We start from the raw sequence: 17,078 nt of genomic DNA on the forward strand, positions 1-17,078 counted from the left end.
TCACTTACAGTTTTGCGGCGGCGGCGCCTACTCTGGAAACACTAAAAACAAGAGGAATTCCAGTAATACCCAATACCAGCAAAACATTTTTAGAAATGGTGGAGCTGCGTGAAAAAATTGGCTTAAAAGGGCCGTTTATTATTGAAAACGGTGCGGCAGCTTACATTCCCCATGGCTTTTTTAAACAAAAGCCAGCGGGCACCACCTGGCAGGATGGATTCTGGTGTAAGTCCTTTATTTCGTCCAAAGGATACTGGTTAAAGCTACTGGAGTTAGTAAAAGCAGATTTTGCAGCAGAGTTTACTCACTTTAGCGAAATGTCGATTCAGGAACTCATGGATGCGACAGGCTTAAGCGAAGAAGATGCCCAACTGGCAGCAAAACGTCAGTTTGGCGAACCCGTGCTATGGCTTGGCACAGAAGACAGGAAACACGCATTTATTCAAGCCGTTAAGGAACGCGGCGCCACACCGCTGGAAGGTGGCAGATTTATTCACATTTCTGGTGATTGTACCAAAGGTAAAGCCCTGCGCTGGTTTATGGAAGAATATCGCCGCCAAACTGCTACCGATGTAACGTCGATAGCCTTAGGTGATGGCAAAAACGATATTGCGATGATGGAGGCGGCAGACATTGCTATACGCATTGCTTCGCCTACGCATCAGCCCCCTTCCCTGAATAAAAAAGACAATGTTTATACCAGCACCTTAACCGGTCCTGAAGGCTGGACAGAAATGCTCACACAATTGCTTTCATTGAAAGATTAGGAGGACACATGGCCGATTTTTATCAAAACGGTATAGTTACTACTTTGCACAACCTGTCGAATCGCTCAACTGAAGCACTGGAAGCAGAGTTGTTGCGCTTCTCTCAAAAGCGCCCGATGGCACTGATCCTGCCTTCGTTGTTTTCAGAACTCGAAGGCCCGGCTCTAACGCATATTGTTGATGAACTGGTAAAAGTGCCATACCTGTCTGAAATTGTGATCGGACTGGATCGCGCCGATGCCGACCAATACCGTCACGCCCAGGGATTTTTTAAGCGTTTACCACAACACCACCGGATTTTGTGGAACGATGGTCCTCGTTTAAAAGCCATTGATGAAGAGTTACAGTCGCTTGACTTAGCCCCTAAAGAATTGGGTAAAGGCCGCAATGTGTGGTATTGCATGGGCTATGTACTGGCGTCTAACAAGGCGGAATCCGTTGCATTGCATGATTGCGATATTGTTACCTATAAACGCGACTTGCTCGCTCGTTTGATTTACCCGGTAGCCAACCCTCAGTTCAACTATGAATTTTGTAAAGGGTATTATGCACGGGTTGCCGATGGAAAAATCAATGGCCGTGTATCACGCCTGCTGGTTACCCCTTTACTACGCGCCCTGAAACGCACGCTGGGCGACAACGAATACATTGAGTTTATGGATAGCTTCCGTTATCCGTTAGCGGGTGAATTTTCATTCCGCCGCGACGTACTGAACGACATCCGCATTCCCAGCGATTGGGGACTGGAAATCGGTGTACTGTCTGAAATGCACCGCAATTACTCACACAACCGCTTGTGCCAGGCTGACATCGCCGATGCCTATGATCACAAGCATCAGGATCTGTCGTTAAATAATGAACAAGGCGGCTTATCCAAAATGTCTATCGACATTACCAAAGCGGTCTTCCGCAAGCTTGCCACACAAGGTTTTACATTCAGCAATGAAATGTTCCGCTCAATTAAAGCAACCTATTTCCGCATTGCATTGGACTTTATTGAAACCTATCACAACGACGCAGTAATGAACGGACTGAGTCTGGATATCCACAACGAAGAAAAAGCAGTGGAAATGTTTGCCAGTAATATCATGAAAGCCGGCCAACACTTCCTTGAAAACCCAATGGAAACACCGTTCATTCCAAGCTGGAACCGGGTAACCAGCGCGGTTCCTGATATTCTGGAACGCTTGCTGGAGGCTGTAGAAGCAGACACTGAAGAATTCAGAGGATAGCCATGACTCAACACTGGAATTACCTACACGAGAAAATCAGCCACCATCTGCAGTTTATTTATGCCGATGTGGTAACCGACATTCCAATGGGTGAACTTGCTACGCAGTTAATGAACACCATTGGTTTGCATAGTGAAGAAGACATAACCATTCCCTCGCCTCATCACAATCACTGGGATGAGCAGGATATTGTTATGATCACCTATGGCGATAGTGTGATGAATCAGCACGAGTCGCCGCTGTTCACATTGTTTCGCTTCTTACACACCTATTGTAAGAGTACCGTGAACAAGGTACACATTTTGCCGTTCTACCCGTTTAGTTCTGATGACGGATTTTCGGTTATTAACTATTCCAGTGTTAACGAAGGTCTTGGCACCTGGTCGGATGTACACCGTATTGCCGCCGAATACGGCCTGATGTTTGATTTGGTTATCAATCACTGCTCGTCACGCAGCGTGTGGTTTGACAACTTTATAAAGGGCGATGGTCCGGGCAGTGATTTTTTTATGACTGCAAATCCGACTGATGATTTGTCTGATGTGACTCGCCCGCGTACCAGTCCGCTGTTACGAGAAACCGAAACGGCAAACGGTACGCAATATGTGTGGTGTACGTTTAGTCACGATCAGGTGGATTTTGATTTCAGAAACCCCAAGGTACTGCTCACCTTTATTCAAATTATCAAGCACTACATCGACAACGGTGCCAAATTGTTCCGTCTGGATGCCGTCGCGTTCTTGTGGAAAATCATTGGTACAAACTGTATTAACCTGCCGCAAACACACGAAGTGATTCGTTTAATGCGTACGTTAATAGAGCATGTTGATCCCAGTATCATCATCATTACTGAAACCAACATTCCTAACCGTGAGAACCTCACTTACTTTGGTAATGCTAACGAAGCGCACGCGATTTATAACTTCTCGTTGCCACCTTTATTGGTCAATACCATGGTAACGGGTGATTGTACTTATCTGAAAAACTGGATGATGAGTATGCCACCTGCGCAAAATGGAACGACCTACTTCAACTTTATCGCCTCACACGACGGCATTGGTTTGCGCCCGGCTGAGGGATTGTTGAGCGACGAGGAACTGGGCACGCTGGTTCAGGCCATGCAGAACTTTGGTGGCCGGATTTCCTGGCGATCGTCGGAGCATGGTAAGCAGAAGCCGTATGAAATTAACATTACCCTGTTTGACGCTATGCAGGGCACCGTAAAGGGGCCTGATAAACACCAGATCGACCGATTCCTGTGCGCCCACGCCGTGATGTTAGGGATGGAAGGGATCCCTGGTTTATATATTCACAGCTTGTTGGGTACCTCTAACGATTACGAAAAAGTGGCGAATACCGGGCAAAATCGATCAATTAATCGCAAACGCTGGGATTACGGTGAGCTGGAAGCCCTGTTGGACTCGCCGTATTCACAACACCACAAAGTCCTTACCCGTTTGTCACAGTTGATTCGCATACGCAAAGCGCAGGAAGCCTTCCATCCGAATGCCACGCAATTTACGTTACAACTGGGAACAAAATTGTTTGGCTACTGGCGTCAGAGTCTGAATCGCAAACAAAGTATATTTTGTATCAGTAACATCACAGACGAAGAACAATCTATTCTGTTATCTGACATTAACCTGATAGGCACCGACAACTGGATTGATCTGATAAGTCGCGATCAGGTAGAGGATGTACTGGGTTTTATGCAGCTTAAGCCATACCAAACTGTATGGCTAAGCAACATGGACTACGAGGAATACCGAAAGGCAAATGCCTGATTTACAGGCGGTAAACAGCGATATTCTACACTCGCTGTTTGCCGTTATTCTGTTCCCTACTCTCCGCTCAATGGTGTTATACTGCGCGCCTCATTGAATTGTAAGACATTCTCATGGCTGCGAATCCCTGGTTACCCCTACAAGATGCGTTAAATACCCTTCTGGCTGCTGCGCCCTCCCCAACTGAATCGGTGAACTTGCCGTTAATGGAAGCGTTAAACCGGGTGGCTAGCCAGGATATCATCGCGCCTATTAACGTTCCGCCCTGTCACAACTCGGCTATGGACGGCTACGTCATGCACGCAGACGATGCAAAAGCCGGTAATCAGTTGCCCATAGTAGCCAGTATCTTCGCAGGCGATACCAATGAGCATGTTATCGGGCGTGGCGAATGCGCGAGGATCATGACCGGCGCGCCGATCCCGGATGCATGTGATGCCGTTGTGATCCAGGAAGATACTGAGCGCACAGATACTCACATAGTGATTATGGAAACCGCTGAAAGCGGTGCCAATATCCGCCAGACTGGGGCAGATATTACAGCCGGACACTGTGTAATTCGTGCAGGCACCCGGTTACGCCCCTCTCATCTTACTCTGCTCAGTTCACTGGGAATGGCAACAGTAGACGTGTATTGCCCGGTTACTATTGGTTTAATGGCCACAGGTGATGAGTTAAAGTCTGCCGGTGAAACGTTGGAGAAAGGGCAAATTTACGAATCCAACCGCATTGGTGTGGCTGCACTACTGAATCAGTGCCAGGTTAATCTGATTGACTACGGTATTATTGCCGATCGACCCGACGCCATTCGCACCGCACTGCACACCGCGTCACAACAATGTGATTTGGTAATATCCAGCGGTGGAGTATCGGTAGGTGATGCGGATTTTATTAAAGACGTATTGGCTGAACTAGGAAAAGTCGCCTTTTGGAAAGTCGCCATTAAGCCCGGTAAGCCTTTCGCTTTCGGGCACTTAAACAAGGCGCTATTCTGCGGTTTACCCGGCAATCCGGTATCTGCCTATGTTACAACCGAACAATTGGTGATCCCGCTCATTCGCCATATGCAAGGTGAATCGGTTAACGCGGAATCTCACCGCCAGTTATTACCCGCAACCCTATCGGTATCAATAAAACGCAGAGCAGGTCGTCTGGACTTTCAGCGGGCCACATACCATACCGATGAACATGGTAAGCTGATGGTTACACCACACCGCAAGCAAAGTTCAGGGGTAATGACAGGCATTGTGGAAGCGAACTGTTACATGCTTATTCCCGCAGAAGCCGAACACCTTCAAGCTGGCGATAACATCATGATCCAACCTTTCAGCATTTGGGGTTAAGTACCGGTATGATTATGATTTCCCGGCGCACTGCACTTGAAAGTCGTCGGCTGATAAAACTCGCGTGGCCATTACTGATTGCGCAACTTACCCAGATGCTAATGGGTGTAAGCGATACTATTATTGCAGGGCGTTACAGCGCTATAGACATGGCCGCCGTCGCATTGGGTTTCAGTATCACGATTCCGGTGATGAGCTTTATTCAGGGGATTGCGCTGGCAATCCCGCCACTGGTATCGCGCCTGCATGGGTCAAAAGCCCATCATCAGGTGGCGAACACCACTCAACAAGCAGGCTATTTGCTGTTGCTGATCAGTATTGTGCCGTTTACCGCGGCATTTTTTGCACCCGCCATAGTATCGATATTTCCTATGGATGCCACCCTGGCAACCATTACAGCAGATTACGTGCGATACGTGTTTTGGTCGTTTCCTGCATTTGCCTTGTATCAGTGGGCTCGCAATTACTGCGAAGCACTTGGGCATACCAAACCCAGCATGATCATTACCGTGATTGGCCTAATCGTGAATATTGCAGGTAACTTCCTGTTTGTTTACGGCGGTTGGGGTATTCCAGCATTTGGTGGTGCCGGATGCGGTATTGCGACTGCCCTGATATTTGTAGCCATGAGTATTGCTACGCTCATTTATATTCGCATAGCGCCAAGACTTCAGTCGTTTAAATTGTTTGCACACTGGTACTCACCGTGTCTGGCTGACATTAAGGCTACCTTTTTCTTTGGTCTGCCAATCGCCATGACAATTCTATTTGAAGTGACCTTGTTTGCAGTAATTGCCCTGTTACTGGCCCCCTTTGGCCCAAACGTGGTAGCCGCTCACCAAATCGCACTCAACTTTTCGTCACTGATGTTTATGTTCCCACTGAGCATGGGCATGGCAACGTCTATTCGGGTAGGATACCGAATTGGTCAGAACCGGCCTAACCAGGCTCGCACTGCGGTAAAAAGTGCACTATGTATAGGCGCACTGGTTGCCTGTTTAACTGCCGGCTTTACCATATTCGGGCGTGAGATCATTATTGGCTTATATACCAGCAATAAAGACGTACTTGTTATTTCCTCTCAATTACTGGTATTTGCAGCCATTTTTCAGTTTTCAGATGCGGTTCAGGTCATCTCCGCTAATGCACTGCGCGGCTACAAAGACACCACGGCCATGTTCTATATTACCTTTTGTGCTTACTGGCTAATTGGTTTGCCCGTTGGCGTGATCCTGGGACGTACCGACTGGGTTACCGCCGCCCCGCTCTCAGCAACAGGTTTCTGGCTGGGGATCATCGCCGGATTAACCAGCGCGGCCATTATGCTGGGTGCTCGTTTGTATTACATTCAGCGCAAATTAAACACTCAGGCTATAAGTGCATGAACAAAACAATCAAAAAACTCGACAATAATGTAATAAAAGCGCTAACGGTGGCGTGTGAAACAGCTAAAACCTGGAACATTGGATTTGAATGGCTAACGCACACTGCAAAGTACAACCATTTCCCCGGCAGCCTGATGGTAACCTGCGTGTTTAACACCGATGAAGAAGTAGCTTCTGCACAACAAAATGGGCACGATACCCGGTTACGCCAGCTTATTCAGCAGCAGCTGCTCAAAGCAGGAATAAAGTTAAAAGACAGTCGTCATCATGTGCGATATGACAGCGAAGAACGTTGTGCACAAGAAGACGCCGGACACTGGCAAAATCGATTACAGCGCATACTGGGTAAATAACCTGTTAGCCTCAGCGGTAGATCAACCAGCGCAGGTGATCTTAAGCTCAGCGCATTTACCTTGCAGTATTTCAGCACTATAACCATAGTTTCTGATTAGCAAATTCACTGAGGGTGCCATGGAAGATTTTTATGCACTAAGGCTGTTTCTGGCCGCATTTTTCACGTTTGTTGCGGTATTTTATACGTCGTTAGTGATCGTAAAAAACCGGCGTCAAAAGCGAGTAGTGTGTATGGGCCGCCGTTATAGTCAGCATTGGTGGAACCACCTGACTTTCCGGGTGTTTCGCGTTAGCATCTGGCTGGTTTGCGTTGTTCGATTGTTTTACCCAGCCACCGATCAATTTCTTCTCCGATTATCCGCGTTTGAGATCCCACAACTGATGTGGGCGGGTACAACGTTTATGGTAATGGGCTTTGGATTAGCCATAGCCGCTAATTTGTCGTTAGGCAAACAATGGCGCAGCGGTGTAGACAGCACTGCAACACAACAACTGGTAAGTGAAGGGCTTTACAACATCAGCAGAAACCCGGCTTATGTGGGCGTGGCAATTGCTCAGTTTGGATTTTTTATGGCCCTGCCCTCGGTATTTACCCTGATTTGTTTATTGGTGGGTTGGCATGCCCTGTATAAGCAAGTCAACATTGAAGAGGTGGCGCTGAACAAACAGTTTACCGCCCAGTATCAACAATATTTACAGAGTGTGCCACGCTGGTTTTAACATGATCGATTTTATTCCTGTACTCATTTATTTTTTCGCGGTTATCGACCCTATCGGCACGCTACCCGTGTTTATGGCATCCACTGCACACCACACAGCAAGGCAACGACGCAACATTGCATTGATTGCTTTTGCCGCTTCCAGTGTTGTGCTGCTGTTTTTTATTGTTGCAGGTGAATTGATTCTTACCGCCATGCACATTCCTTTACCGGCCTTTCAGATAGCTGGTGGTATAGTTCTTTTCCTGTTTGCGCTTTCGATGATATTTGGTGAGGGCAAGCCAGAACAGGAGCTTAAAATGGCCGACAACGCCAGGGAAACGGCTATTTTTCCTATTGCGGTGCCCTCCATTGCCAGCCCCGGTGCGATGCTGGCGGCGGTATTGCTAACGAAAAACAATGTATATACCATCTGGGAGCAAGCCCAAACGGCGGCTATGATGATGATAGTACTGGTGATCACGCTACTATTGATGCTGGGCAGCAACGTAATTATTCGAATTATAGGCCCGATGGGCGCAAATATTATCAGTCGCGTAATGGGCTTTATTCTGGCATCGCTGGCCACCACCAATATACTGGCAGGTATTACCGATTATTTTGGTATTGCCCTGCCTCAGTGATGCTGGAGCTTAATGATTGCTGTGCTTAATGATTGCGGCGCTTAATGAAAGTGACGCTCAGTGATAATGACGATCATGGCGATGGGAATGAGGATGTGCGTTATGACCGTGTTCGTGTTGTTGTGCAACATTGTGACGTGAATGCGTATCCGGCTGGTCTGGATGGGGTGACTGTTGCCACAAATCACCAATCACCGGGTCGTCTTCATCAGCATGGCTTTCCCATTTGTAGCGTTTAATCGCCGGTTTCGGATCGCGTTTCCAGTATAGTGCCGCCGCGATCACACCACCTAGTGCCCCAAAGAAGTGTGCCTCGTACGAGATACCGGGATCGCGGGGAAATATGCTCATGACCATGCCGCCATACATAAAAAACGCAATCATCATAAGGGCAACTGAACGCTTGTCCTTTCGCAACAGACTTACCGTAAACAAAAAGAAAAACAAACCGTGGCTCACGCCACTGGCACCCAAATGCACCGATTCCCTGCCAAATAACCAAATGCCCACACCAGATGTAAGCCACGCCCACAGCAGCACTTTTCCTTTGGATGAGGGGTAGCCGTAACGCACCATACTGCCCAGCACAATCAGCGGCAGCGTGTTGTTGAAGAGATGCTCGTATGAACCGTGAACCAGCGGCGAAGTGACAATGCCGTACAAGCGAACCACGTCATGCGGGATTACACCCAAAAGTGACAAATCAAGGTGAAATAACACACCGGCAGATTGGATCACCCACAACAGGGCTACTGCAAACACTACGGGCATGATGGATGGGGTGAGTTGGTACGCGTTTTGTCGTTTCATTCCCCAGATATTGGGACGCGAAACATAAAATCAATCCAACCAGTCAGACGGTGAATCTATATCCCAGGCCGCTTCCTCCAGCGGCACAATATTAAAGGCCTGCGGATTTGCCTGATATCGCTGGCGTATTATTTTGCCCGCCCCCTGATCGCCAGTAAGCAGGGTTAAAGTGCGCCGCTGTGAAGGCGGAAAGATTGCCGGGGCCCCCAGCAATCCGTCATACTGACTGGCAGTAATAACCTGCGGCTGATAGGCGCTGCACAATGCCGCTAGGCCATCTGCGGTAATACCGGCTTGATCGCCTAATCCCAACAATAAAGCGTCGCGGCTGCTTACTTTTTGATTAGCCAGTTTTACGCTACTGGCTAATCCGCTTTGCCACTGGCTGTTGTATTCAATGACGATATCCTCTGCCGCACTGGCGCAGATAGCATCGTGCCAATGGCCAGTGATCACCGTTATCCGCTCAATCCCGGCTAGCTTATATTGCTCACAAACATGCCAGAGCAGAGGCAACTGCGAGTCAGTGTGAATGGATAGCAGTTTATTGCTCCCATACCGGCTGGCCTGGCCAGCTGCCAGGAGCACAGCATGAATATTGCTGAAACCGGCTTCTAACTCAGGACTTTTCAAAATGCTGCGCTTCTTCTAACAATTGCGGAATAGGAATAGCGCCTACGGGGCGATATAACACCAGGGTTTCCGCAATCTTATCCTGAATGGTTTGGCGGTTTGGGTCCCAGAACACCTGGAAAAAGCCCAGCAATCCGGTGGCTATACCTGCGCCATAGCCGCCGTAACGACCAAAGCTTTCCCACAAATTGAGCGGGCTTCCGTCGAGTTTCACCACTTTGATACGCAGTAATTTCTTACCGATGGTATGCCCGCGCCACCACGCTGTAAGGACGCTGTAGTACAATGCAGCCCAACCAAAGCCAAGGCCTAGATCACGAATAATTCCTTCAACCCAGCCAATAATACTTTGTGATCGCTGAGTATTGTTGTCGTTACCCAATCCCAGCCTTACTACCGGTTCATCTGCCTTCTTGGTTGACGGCGGTGTGGGGACGGTACTTGCCTGTAACGTGTCGTTGTCTAAGTTGTCCTTGTCTGAGGTGCCCTCATCTGCATTATCCCCCTGCGCTTCCGGCTCTTGTAGAGCATCAAACGCTGCGGTATACAATTCTGATAATTCAGCTCGTGTTTGCGCGTCGATGTCTTTGTCGTTAAAGAACGCCTGAAGTTTGCGATCAAAATCCGATTTTGACATGCCGGTATCCGCCATTGCTTCGCCAAAATCCGCAGCAATTTCCTTATAGCAATCCATATTGTCTTCGCATGCCCGCCATGCAAGCTGTTGAGCTAAACCCAATCCTGCTTCAGCCCATTGATTGGTACTGTCCGGCGTACCAATATTTTTAACCGGCGATCCGTTATACGAATCTACTATGCTGTAGGTCACCATAAATAACAGGCAAGCAGCAGAAAAACGCAATAATTTACGCGCGGTAGTGCGCTTTGTTCCTTTCGCTAAATGGCTACCGGCTTTAAAAAACGTCACAGCTGCAAAACACGCCAGCACAAACGCGTGAGCAGAACTTAACATCGCAACAATAGAAATATCGATTAACTGCGCAACTAACCTGCGCAAAGGCGTTGCCAATGGCTGGCCCAACAACGCATCAGCCACGCCAAACGCGTACGGCGTAACGATTTCCCGGGTTTCTTTATTGCTCAGTACCGGCTCTTCACTTTTGGCAGTGGCAGATGCTGGCTCTGGATTGGATGCGATTAGATTTTCTGGTTCTTCTGTCATGCGATGCCATCCCTGTAATGTTAGAACTGTGCGCGTTAAGGCTGTGTTTCGGTGTAACCCCGAAATTCGTGTAAATGCAATTGCGGTGAAAAACTACCGCAACAGGCATTATTTATACGCTTTTTTGCTGGTCAACAACAGCGTGTAGACTACTTTTTCTGTAACGATTTTATACCCCGGCTCAGCCCATCCAGCGTAAGGGGGAACATGCGATTTTCCATTAATTCATTAATTAAACTAACAGATTGGTAGTAAGGCCAGTAATTTTCTGGTTGCGGGTTAAGCCAGATACAATGTTGAAAATGCTGAGTGAGACGTTGCATCCAGGTTGCGCCCGGCTCTTCATTCCAGTGCTCCACACTACCACCCGAATAGGCAATTTCGTAAGGGCCCATGGTGGCATCACCCACAAAAATTACTTTGTAGTCGCGACCATACTTGTGAATGATGTCCCACACCTCGATGCGTTCATTATTGCGCCGGGCATTGTCTTTCCACACCGACTCATACACGCAGTTGTGAAAGTAGTAGTAATCCAGATGCTTAAACTCGGTATGCACCGCAGAAAACAATTCCTGGACGCCTTTTACATAGGCATCCATAGAGCCACCCACATCGAAGAACATCAGCACCTTTACTGCATTGTGTCGCTCTGGCTGCATATGAATATCCAGCATGCCGCCTTGCCTGGCGGTACTGGAAATCGTTCGCGGCATGTCCAGTTCTTCACTGGCACCGGTTCGGGCGAACTGGCGTAACTTGCGCAATGCCATTTTAAGGTTACGCGTACCCAGCTCAGCATCATTGTCGAAATTCTTAAATTCCCTTTTATCCCAGACCTTTACAGCTGAAAACTTGCGATTTCCATCCTGACCAATGCGCCCGCCTTCAGGGTTGTCGCCATACGCGCCAAAAGGGCTGGTTCCACCTGTTCCAACCCATTTATTGCCACCAGCATGACGCTTTTGTTGTTCCTCCAACCGTTCACGCAGAGTCTTCATCAATGCTTCCAGGCCGCCCTCACGTCGCAATTTCTCGCGCTCCTCCGGAGTAAGGTGTTTTTCAAACTCCTTGCGCAACCATTCTTCAGGGATACTCTCACCGAACAAATCGATAGCCTCAACGCCTTTAAAATAGGCCGCAAATGCCCTGTCGAATTTGTCGAATTGAGACTCATCTTTCACCATAACAATGCGGGCTAAATAATAGAATTGTTGCAAGTCGGCATACACCACTTGCTTTTCCAGCGCTTTAAGCAAATCCAACAGCTCGCGCAACGAGGTACTCACCCCGTATTTGCGTAACGTGAAAAAGAAATCAACTAACATTAGCGGCGTGCCATAAAGACCAGTTTTTCAAACAGGTGAATGTCCTGTTCGTTCTTTAACAATGCACCGTACAACGGCGGAATACTGGCTTTGCTGTCGCTGTTTTGCAGTGCTTCAGGTGGTATATCTTCTGCCACCAGCAGTTTCAGCCAGTCAATCAGCTCTGATGTTGATGGCTTTTTCTTTAAACCGGGCACTTCCCGAATATTGAAGAAAGATGTTAAGGCCTCTTCCAGTAATCGTTGTTTTATATCCGGGCAATGTACTTGTACGATTTGACGCATTTCGTCTGGCGTGGGGAATTTGATGTAGTGAAAGAAGCACCGACGAAGGAAGGCGTCGGGTAATTCCTTTTCGTTGTTGGAGGTAATAATGACCACCGGACGCTGCACTGCTTTAATGTACTGCTGCGTTTCGTACACATAGAATTCCATCTTATCCAGTTCTAACAACAGGTCGTTGGGAAACTCAATGTCAGCCTTGTCTATTTCGTCAATCAGCAATACCGGGCGTTGACCAGCCTCAAATGCCTGCCATAGCTTGCCTTTTACTATGTAATTGCCAATGTCATGAACCCGGTCGTCGCCCAACTGTGAGTCGCGCAGGCGCGAAACTGCATCGTATTCGTACAATCCCTGCTGGGCTTTGGTAGTCGATTTAATATGCCACTGAATTAACTCAGTACCCAGGCTCGCGGCCAATTCTTCTGCCAACCGGGTCTTGCCGGTACCCGGTTCGCCTTTAATTAACAATGGGCGCTCAAGCGTTATGGCCGCATTTACCGCCAACTGCAGGTCGTCGCTGGCGATATAATTTTCAGTACCTTTAAAAGCCATGTTATTCCTCGAAACTGTAAACCATTAAAATAACCATAACATATAGCCAAAATCACTTTGCTTTTTTCAGCTTAATAACAATGATATAGGGGTAACGAAATGCGCGTTAACGTGCAACACCGTCCCAAGCTATGTTAGCAAGTCACTATGTTCTAATATTGTAGGGCTCAGGACAAACAAAAAGGAACAAGCATGCAAGTTTTTGAAGATAATTCACTTTCTATCGGTAACACGCCGCTGGTTAAATTAAATCGCGTTACATCAGGAAACGTTTACGCGAAAATTGAATCTCGTAACCCAAGTTTTAGCGTTAAGTGCCGTATTGGTGCAAACATGATTTGGGACGCGGAAAAGCGCGGAGTCCTGACCGCAGGTAAAGAAATTGTTGAACCTACCAGTGGTAATACCGGTATCGCGTTGGCATTTGTTGCAGCAGCGCGTGGTTATAAAATCACGCTGACCATGCCTTCAAGCATGAGTCTGGAGCGTCGTAAACTATTAAAAGCCCTGGGTGCAAACCTGGTGTTAACTGAAGCGCCCAAAGGCATGAAAGGTGCCGTAGCAGCCGCTCGGGAAATCGTTGATTCCAACCCCGAAAAATTCGTGCTGCTTCAGCAGTTTGAAAACCCGGCAAACCCGGAAATTCACGAAAAAACGACTGGCCCGGAAATCTGGCAAGCCACTGACGGCAAAATCGATGCTTTCGTAGCGGGCGTTGGCACTGGCGGTACTATCACTGGTGTTAGCCGTTACATTAAAAAGACGCAAGGCAAAGCCATTACTTCTGTTGCGGTAGAACCTACCGATTCGCCAGTCATCACTCAGGCGAAAGCGGGTCAGGAGCTAACGCCTGGACCACATAAAATTCAGGGTATTGGCGCAGGCTTTATCCCTGGCAACCTGGATTTGGATTTGGTTGACGAAGTTGAGCGCGTAACCAATGAAGAGTGTATGGAAATGGCGCACCGCCTGATGGTAGAAGAAGGTATTCTGGCAGGTATTTCGTCTGGTGCCGCAGTGGTGGCAGCTAAACGTTATGCCGAGCGTCCTGAGAACAAAGACAAGATTGTTGTTGTATTGCTGGCAAGCGGTACAGAACGGTACCTTTCGAGCCCACTCTTTGCGGGTGCCTTTGGCGATCAGGAAGAAGTTCAGTAATTACTGAAATCTTTCACGATTACAACGGGGCCTTCTGGCCCCGTTGTTGTTTTAAGCCTGTATGATTTATCGCTGCAAAATTCGTAAGTTTGATTGTCTGTTGCCTTTCAAAAGCATTCCTTGTTACTCTAAGGTGAATAACTACAGGTTGATATACAATGAAAAATTTCCTTCATTTGCTGTGTATAGCCAGTCTGATCTGCATAATGAGCGGCTGCGAAAAAGAAGAACGGATCGGGCGATACGGCATGCTCGATGAAAACACACCTGAATACACTGCGGTGATGTTTATTCGCGGTATCTATCTTGATGACAGTATCGATCGCGCAATAGATATTAGTACTGATCGCTTAGCGCGTATACTGCAACGCTACCATACAAACAACAACGTACAACGTCACCTGTTTAACCTGAAATACGATACGGTTGAAGTGACGCCTCAAACGGGGCAGTCAGTTGGACGAACCGAATACGCAGAGAGCGCAATCGTTACCCTGTTCTTTTCTGGCGAGTACAATGGCGACAAAGTAGAAGACTTACGCACCCTTGAACTGGTTAAAGTAAACGGTCGCTGGAAAGTAGATAAAGTTCAGGCTGATCCGTTTTTATAACGGATCGGTATCATCGTCCCTATTGTGATTTGCTTACCTGGGTTAAAAATGAACCCATTTATCGTCTTTTAGCACAAACCCATTACTGGAAATTGGGTGTGCGAACCCTTGTTTATCAAACAGGATCTCCTGAATAGTGGCAAGACTGGTTGTATCCTCACTGCCCGTTACCAGCACCACATCCCTTGCCGGTATAAACACCACAATTTCACCTTTAACCGGGAACTGTTGCTTGTTCCATATGCTATGAAACAACAGCATGGATGCTTCGTACATGCCATCAGCCACCAGGATACACAAAGTGGCAGGATCGCCTTGCAGTTGAACGTTTTGCAATACCCTTTGCAAATTATTTAGCGCGGTTTCACGCAGGCTGGTTTGTTGAACACCCAAATCCTTGAGGTCGTCCTGGGTCATAAACCTAACCGAGGTGGGAGTATCAAACACATATACCACAAACAATTCTTCGTTTAGTGCTTCGTAAACCAGGCCGTTATCTGGGTCGGCATCTTTCAACATATCACCTACCTGCTGGATATAAGACAGGTCTTTAATTACCGGCATCACTTCAGCAAGCGTAAATTCTGCACTGTCCAGATTGCGGGTATCTTCCAAACCAGCAGCATAGGTTGCAATAACATTGTCGATATCCTCAGGGCTTTGCTTGTAATCGATATAAGCGTTATCCAAATAGCTGGTCATCTGTGCACCATTTGGATATTTAATTGCAATCGCCAAGGGTTCTGAAATGGTCACACTAATGCCTGGATAGGTTTCCTCTAACGCCTTTACGTAACGCGCAGTAAACGCCTCAGGTGCTAACACATCTGCGGCAAATGAGCACAGTGAATACACAGTAAAAAGTAATGCAGTTAAGTATTTCAAGCGAACGTCCTGTTAGTTGGTTGCTATTATGAGTCGGTTTACAGTTGATATGCTCCAGTCGCAATCCGAAGCCGGCAAATCGCCAAGTGAGAGGTTAACGCGTTTCGCATTGTCGTTAAGAAAGTGGGTTTTGTGCTCGCCGCTAAGGGCGTAGATGTGCTGCTTGCGCAGAATGTAGCCTTCCATGTGCTTTCCGTATACCAATTAGCGTACGGTGTTATAGCACCGCAGTCTGAACTGTTCAACTGGCCCAGCTGCGGTGCAACTGTATTAATCTGCCAAATGTAATATCCAGCCGACTAATTCATTGGCCTGCTCTTTTGATAACACAACGGAGTTGGGCGGCATGGCAACGCCTGAAACCTCGCCCTTCCAATGACTCTGATAAGGGCTGGAGCCATTTAGTACGGTAGTAACTAATGCAGCTTTGGCATCCGGATCGTTACCGTATTTTTTGGCCACATCCTGCCAGGCAGGACCAATTGGCTTAAGACCATTGGGACCTTTACCGGCACCTGAAATAGCGTGGCATGTTACACAACCACTTTGATGAGCCAGGTTAATCATTTTTACGTCTTGCGATTCTGCCTGTCCGGCATGGGCGATAGAGGCTGCGCAAGCAAGTGCACTCACTAATCCAAATTTACCTAATTTCATGATATTTCCTTAATAAAGTGAAACTGAAATCAGATTACGCCTGCACCAATCGGTACTCTATCCTCCCAAAGTACTGGTTAGCGTTGTAGCTGATGTGGATCAATAAAATTCAATCAAAACAGTGGTGTTCAGGCCTGTAGATCAGCAGTAAAGCATCGCTCACGACACACCCATTGCTTGCGTGATTTTTTAGCCGCCCACACCATGGTTACGCCAATACACATCCATGCCATCCAGTGCGTAACAACACCATATGACATCCCTACCCCCAAACCGGCACCAACCAGCACAAGCAAAGGCAGTTCAATAAGCGGTTTACCCTTGCGCTTGTCGTAACTCAGCTCATAGGTTGTCACTGGTTGCTCATCGGCAGTGAGCGAACAGGTAATGTTGCCTTTAAGCAGACTATCAACATGCAACTCAATTTGATAAGCAATCCCCTCGTGATCACATTCATGCACAGTATGTGTTTTTATGTTGCGCGCCTGGCTCACCAGTTTGTTGTTGATGTAAACCGCTTCTTTGCCTGTAAGCGCGCTGACTTTCAGCACAATAACCTGCTGCAAGTGTGTAAATGTAAAGGTCATCCCTTTGAGAAGCGATAGATCTACGTTGGTATTTAGCGTCATTTTTCCCTCTGAGCTAACGTCCATTTTGTAGCCAAACAACTCATTTTTGTTACTTCAGAAACCGGATACTAAAGGGATAAACCCAAACCTGGCCATTGTTTGCTTTTATGGCGGCTACAATGGCGAAAATCAGATTAAGCA

20 protein-coding genes are annotated in these 17,078 nt (G+C 47.6%); 10 read left to right on the forward strand and 10 right to left on the reverse strand.

Annotated features, from left to right (window positions below; all coding sequences use genetic code 11):
- The 8 genes from ACLR2L_RS11905 to ACLR2L_RS11940 form a co-directional block, all read left to right on the forward strand.
- Positions 1–767 (forward strand): HAD-IIB family hydrolase (locus tag ACLR2L_RS11905; RefSeq protein ID WP_413368444.1); only part of this gene is annotated, 767 nt, incomplete at its 5' end.
- A gap of 8 nt (positions 768–775) precedes the next feature.
- Positions 776–1,999 (forward strand): glycosyl transferase, encoded by a 1,224-nt coding sequence (locus ACLR2L_RS11910; RefSeq protein WP_140957211.1) that lies wholly within the window; start codon positions 776–778, stop codon positions 1,997–1,999.
- Between the two features lie 2 nt (positions 2,000–2,001).
- On the forward strand, positions 2,002–3,783 hold the full coding sequence (locus tag ACLR2L_RS11915; protein WP_413368445.1) for a sugar phosphorylase: 1,782 nt from the start codon (positions 2,002–2,004) through the stop codon (positions 3,781–3,783).
- A gap of 113 nt (positions 3,784–3,896) precedes the next feature.
- Positions 3,897–5,126, forward strand: a complete 1,230-nt coding sequence (gene glp / locus ACLR2L_RS11920) for a gephyrin-like molybdotransferase Glp (RefSeq protein ID WP_413368446.1) — start codon at positions 3,897–3,899, stop codon at positions 5,124–5,126.
- A 14-nt stretch (positions 5,127–5,140) separates the two neighbouring features.
- On the forward strand, positions 5,141–6,511 hold the full coding sequence (locus ACLR2L_RS11925; RefSeq protein WP_413368447.1) for an MATE family efflux transporter: 1,371 nt from the start codon (positions 5,141–5,143) through the stop codon (positions 6,509–6,511).
- Positions 6,508–6,864, forward strand: coding sequence for a Fis family transcriptional regulator (locus ACLR2L_RS11930; RefSeq protein ID WP_140957205.1), 357 nt, complete (start codon positions 6,508–6,510; stop codon positions 6,862–6,864). Before ACLR2L_RS11925 ends, ACLR2L_RS11930 begins: the two co-directional genes overlap by 4 nt.
- A 118-nt stretch (positions 6,865–6,982) precedes the next feature.
- Positions 6,983–7,585, forward strand: coding sequence for a methyltransferase family protein (locus ACLR2L_RS11935; RefSeq protein WP_413368448.1), 603 nt, complete (start codon positions 6,983–6,985; stop codon positions 7,583–7,585).
- 1 nt (position 7,586) lies between these two features.
- A complete protein-coding gene (locus ACLR2L_RS11940) occupies positions 7,587–8,207 on the forward strand; it encodes a MarC family protein (protein ID WP_140957201.1) in 621 nt (206 codons plus the stop codon).
- 57 nt (positions 8,208–8,264) lie between these two features.
- Here ACLR2L_RS11940 and ACLR2L_RS11945 read toward each other — a convergent pair whose 3' ends face one another.
- From ACLR2L_RS11945 to ACLR2L_RS11965, 5 genes are all read right to left on the reverse strand, one after another.
- Complete coding sequence (locus tag ACLR2L_RS11945; RefSeq protein ID WP_413368449.1) at positions 8,265–9,017, reverse strand: rhomboid family intramembrane serine protease; 753 nt, start codon at positions 9,015–9,017, stop codon at positions 8,265–8,267.
- Between the two features lie 30 nt (positions 9,018–9,047).
- The gene (locus ACLR2L_RS11950) at positions 9,048–9,650 is read right to left on the reverse strand and encodes a nucleotidyltransferase family protein (RefSeq protein ID WP_413368450.1); all 603 of its coding nucleotides are present in this window, start codon (positions 9,648–9,650) and stop codon (positions 9,048–9,050) included.
- Positions 9,637–10,833 (reverse strand): RDD family protein, encoded by a 1,197-nt coding sequence (locus tag ACLR2L_RS11955; RefSeq protein WP_413368451.1) that lies wholly within the window; start codon positions 10,831–10,833, stop codon positions 9,637–9,639. The genes ACLR2L_RS11950 and ACLR2L_RS11955 overlap by 14 nt, the downstream gene beginning before the upstream one ends.
- A 149-nt stretch (positions 10,834–10,982) precedes the next feature.
- A complete protein-coding gene (locus ACLR2L_RS11960) occupies positions 10,983–12,161 on the reverse strand; it encodes a vWA domain-containing protein (protein ID WP_413368452.1) in 1,179 nt (392 codons plus the stop codon).
- Positions 12,161–12,997, reverse strand: a complete 837-nt coding sequence (locus ACLR2L_RS11965; RefSeq protein ID WP_140957192.1) for an AAA family ATPase — start codon at positions 12,995–12,997, stop codon at positions 12,161–12,163. The genes ACLR2L_RS11960 and ACLR2L_RS11965 overlap by 1 nt, the downstream gene beginning before the upstream one ends.
- Before the next feature lie 192 nt (positions 12,998–13,189).
- Here ACLR2L_RS11965 and cysK point away from each other — a divergent pair, with 192 nt between their 5' ends.
- On the forward strand, positions 13,190–14,155 hold the full coding sequence (cysK, locus tag ACLR2L_RS11970; protein ID WP_413368453.1) for a cysteine synthase A: 966 nt from the start codon (positions 13,190–13,192) through the stop codon (positions 14,153–14,155).
- Between the two features lie 158 nt (positions 14,156–14,313).
- A complete protein-coding gene (locus ACLR2L_RS11975) occupies positions 14,314–14,766 on the forward strand; it encodes a hypothetical protein (RefSeq protein WP_413368454.1) in 453 nt (150 codons plus the stop codon).
- A gap of 42 nt (positions 14,767–14,808) precedes the next feature.
- On the opposite strand, the gene ACLR2L_RS11980 is transcribed toward ACLR2L_RS11975, so the two are convergent.
- From ACLR2L_RS11980 to ACLR2L_RS12000, 5 genes are all read right to left on the reverse strand, one after another.
- Entirely contained in the window at positions 14,809–15,651 is an 843-nt protein-coding gene (locus tag ACLR2L_RS11980; protein WP_413368455.1) for a DUF1444 family protein, read from the reverse strand.
- Between the two features lie 12 nt (positions 15,652–15,663).
- Positions 15,664–15,837 (reverse strand): hypothetical protein, encoded by a 174-nt coding sequence (locus tag ACLR2L_RS11985; protein ID WP_413368456.1) that lies wholly within the window; start codon positions 15,835–15,837, stop codon positions 15,664–15,666.
- Between the two features lie 84 nt (positions 15,838–15,921).
- Positions 15,922–16,308, reverse strand: coding sequence for a c-type cytochrome (locus ACLR2L_RS11990; protein ID WP_140957184.1), 387 nt, complete (start codon positions 16,306–16,308; stop codon positions 15,922–15,924).
- A gap of 128 nt (positions 16,309–16,436) precedes the next feature.
- A complete protein-coding gene (locus tag ACLR2L_RS11995; protein ID WP_413368457.1) occupies positions 16,437–16,937 on the reverse strand; it encodes a hypothetical protein in 501 nt (166 codons plus the stop codon).
- A gap of 49 nt (positions 16,938–16,986) precedes the next feature.
- Positions 16,987–17,070 (reverse strand): DUF4870 domain-containing protein, encoded by an 84-nt coding sequence (locus ACLR2L_RS12000; RefSeq protein WP_413368458.1) that lies wholly within the window; start codon positions 17,068–17,070, stop codon positions 16,987–16,989.
- Positions 17,071–17,078: the final 8 nt, after the last annotated feature.

Origin of the sequence: Alteromonas sp. AMM-1, from assembly GCF_047290655.1 — a bacterium.
Lineage (GTDB): Bacteria > Pseudomonadota > Gammaproteobacteria > Enterobacterales > Alteromonadaceae > Alteromonas > Alteromonas mangrovi.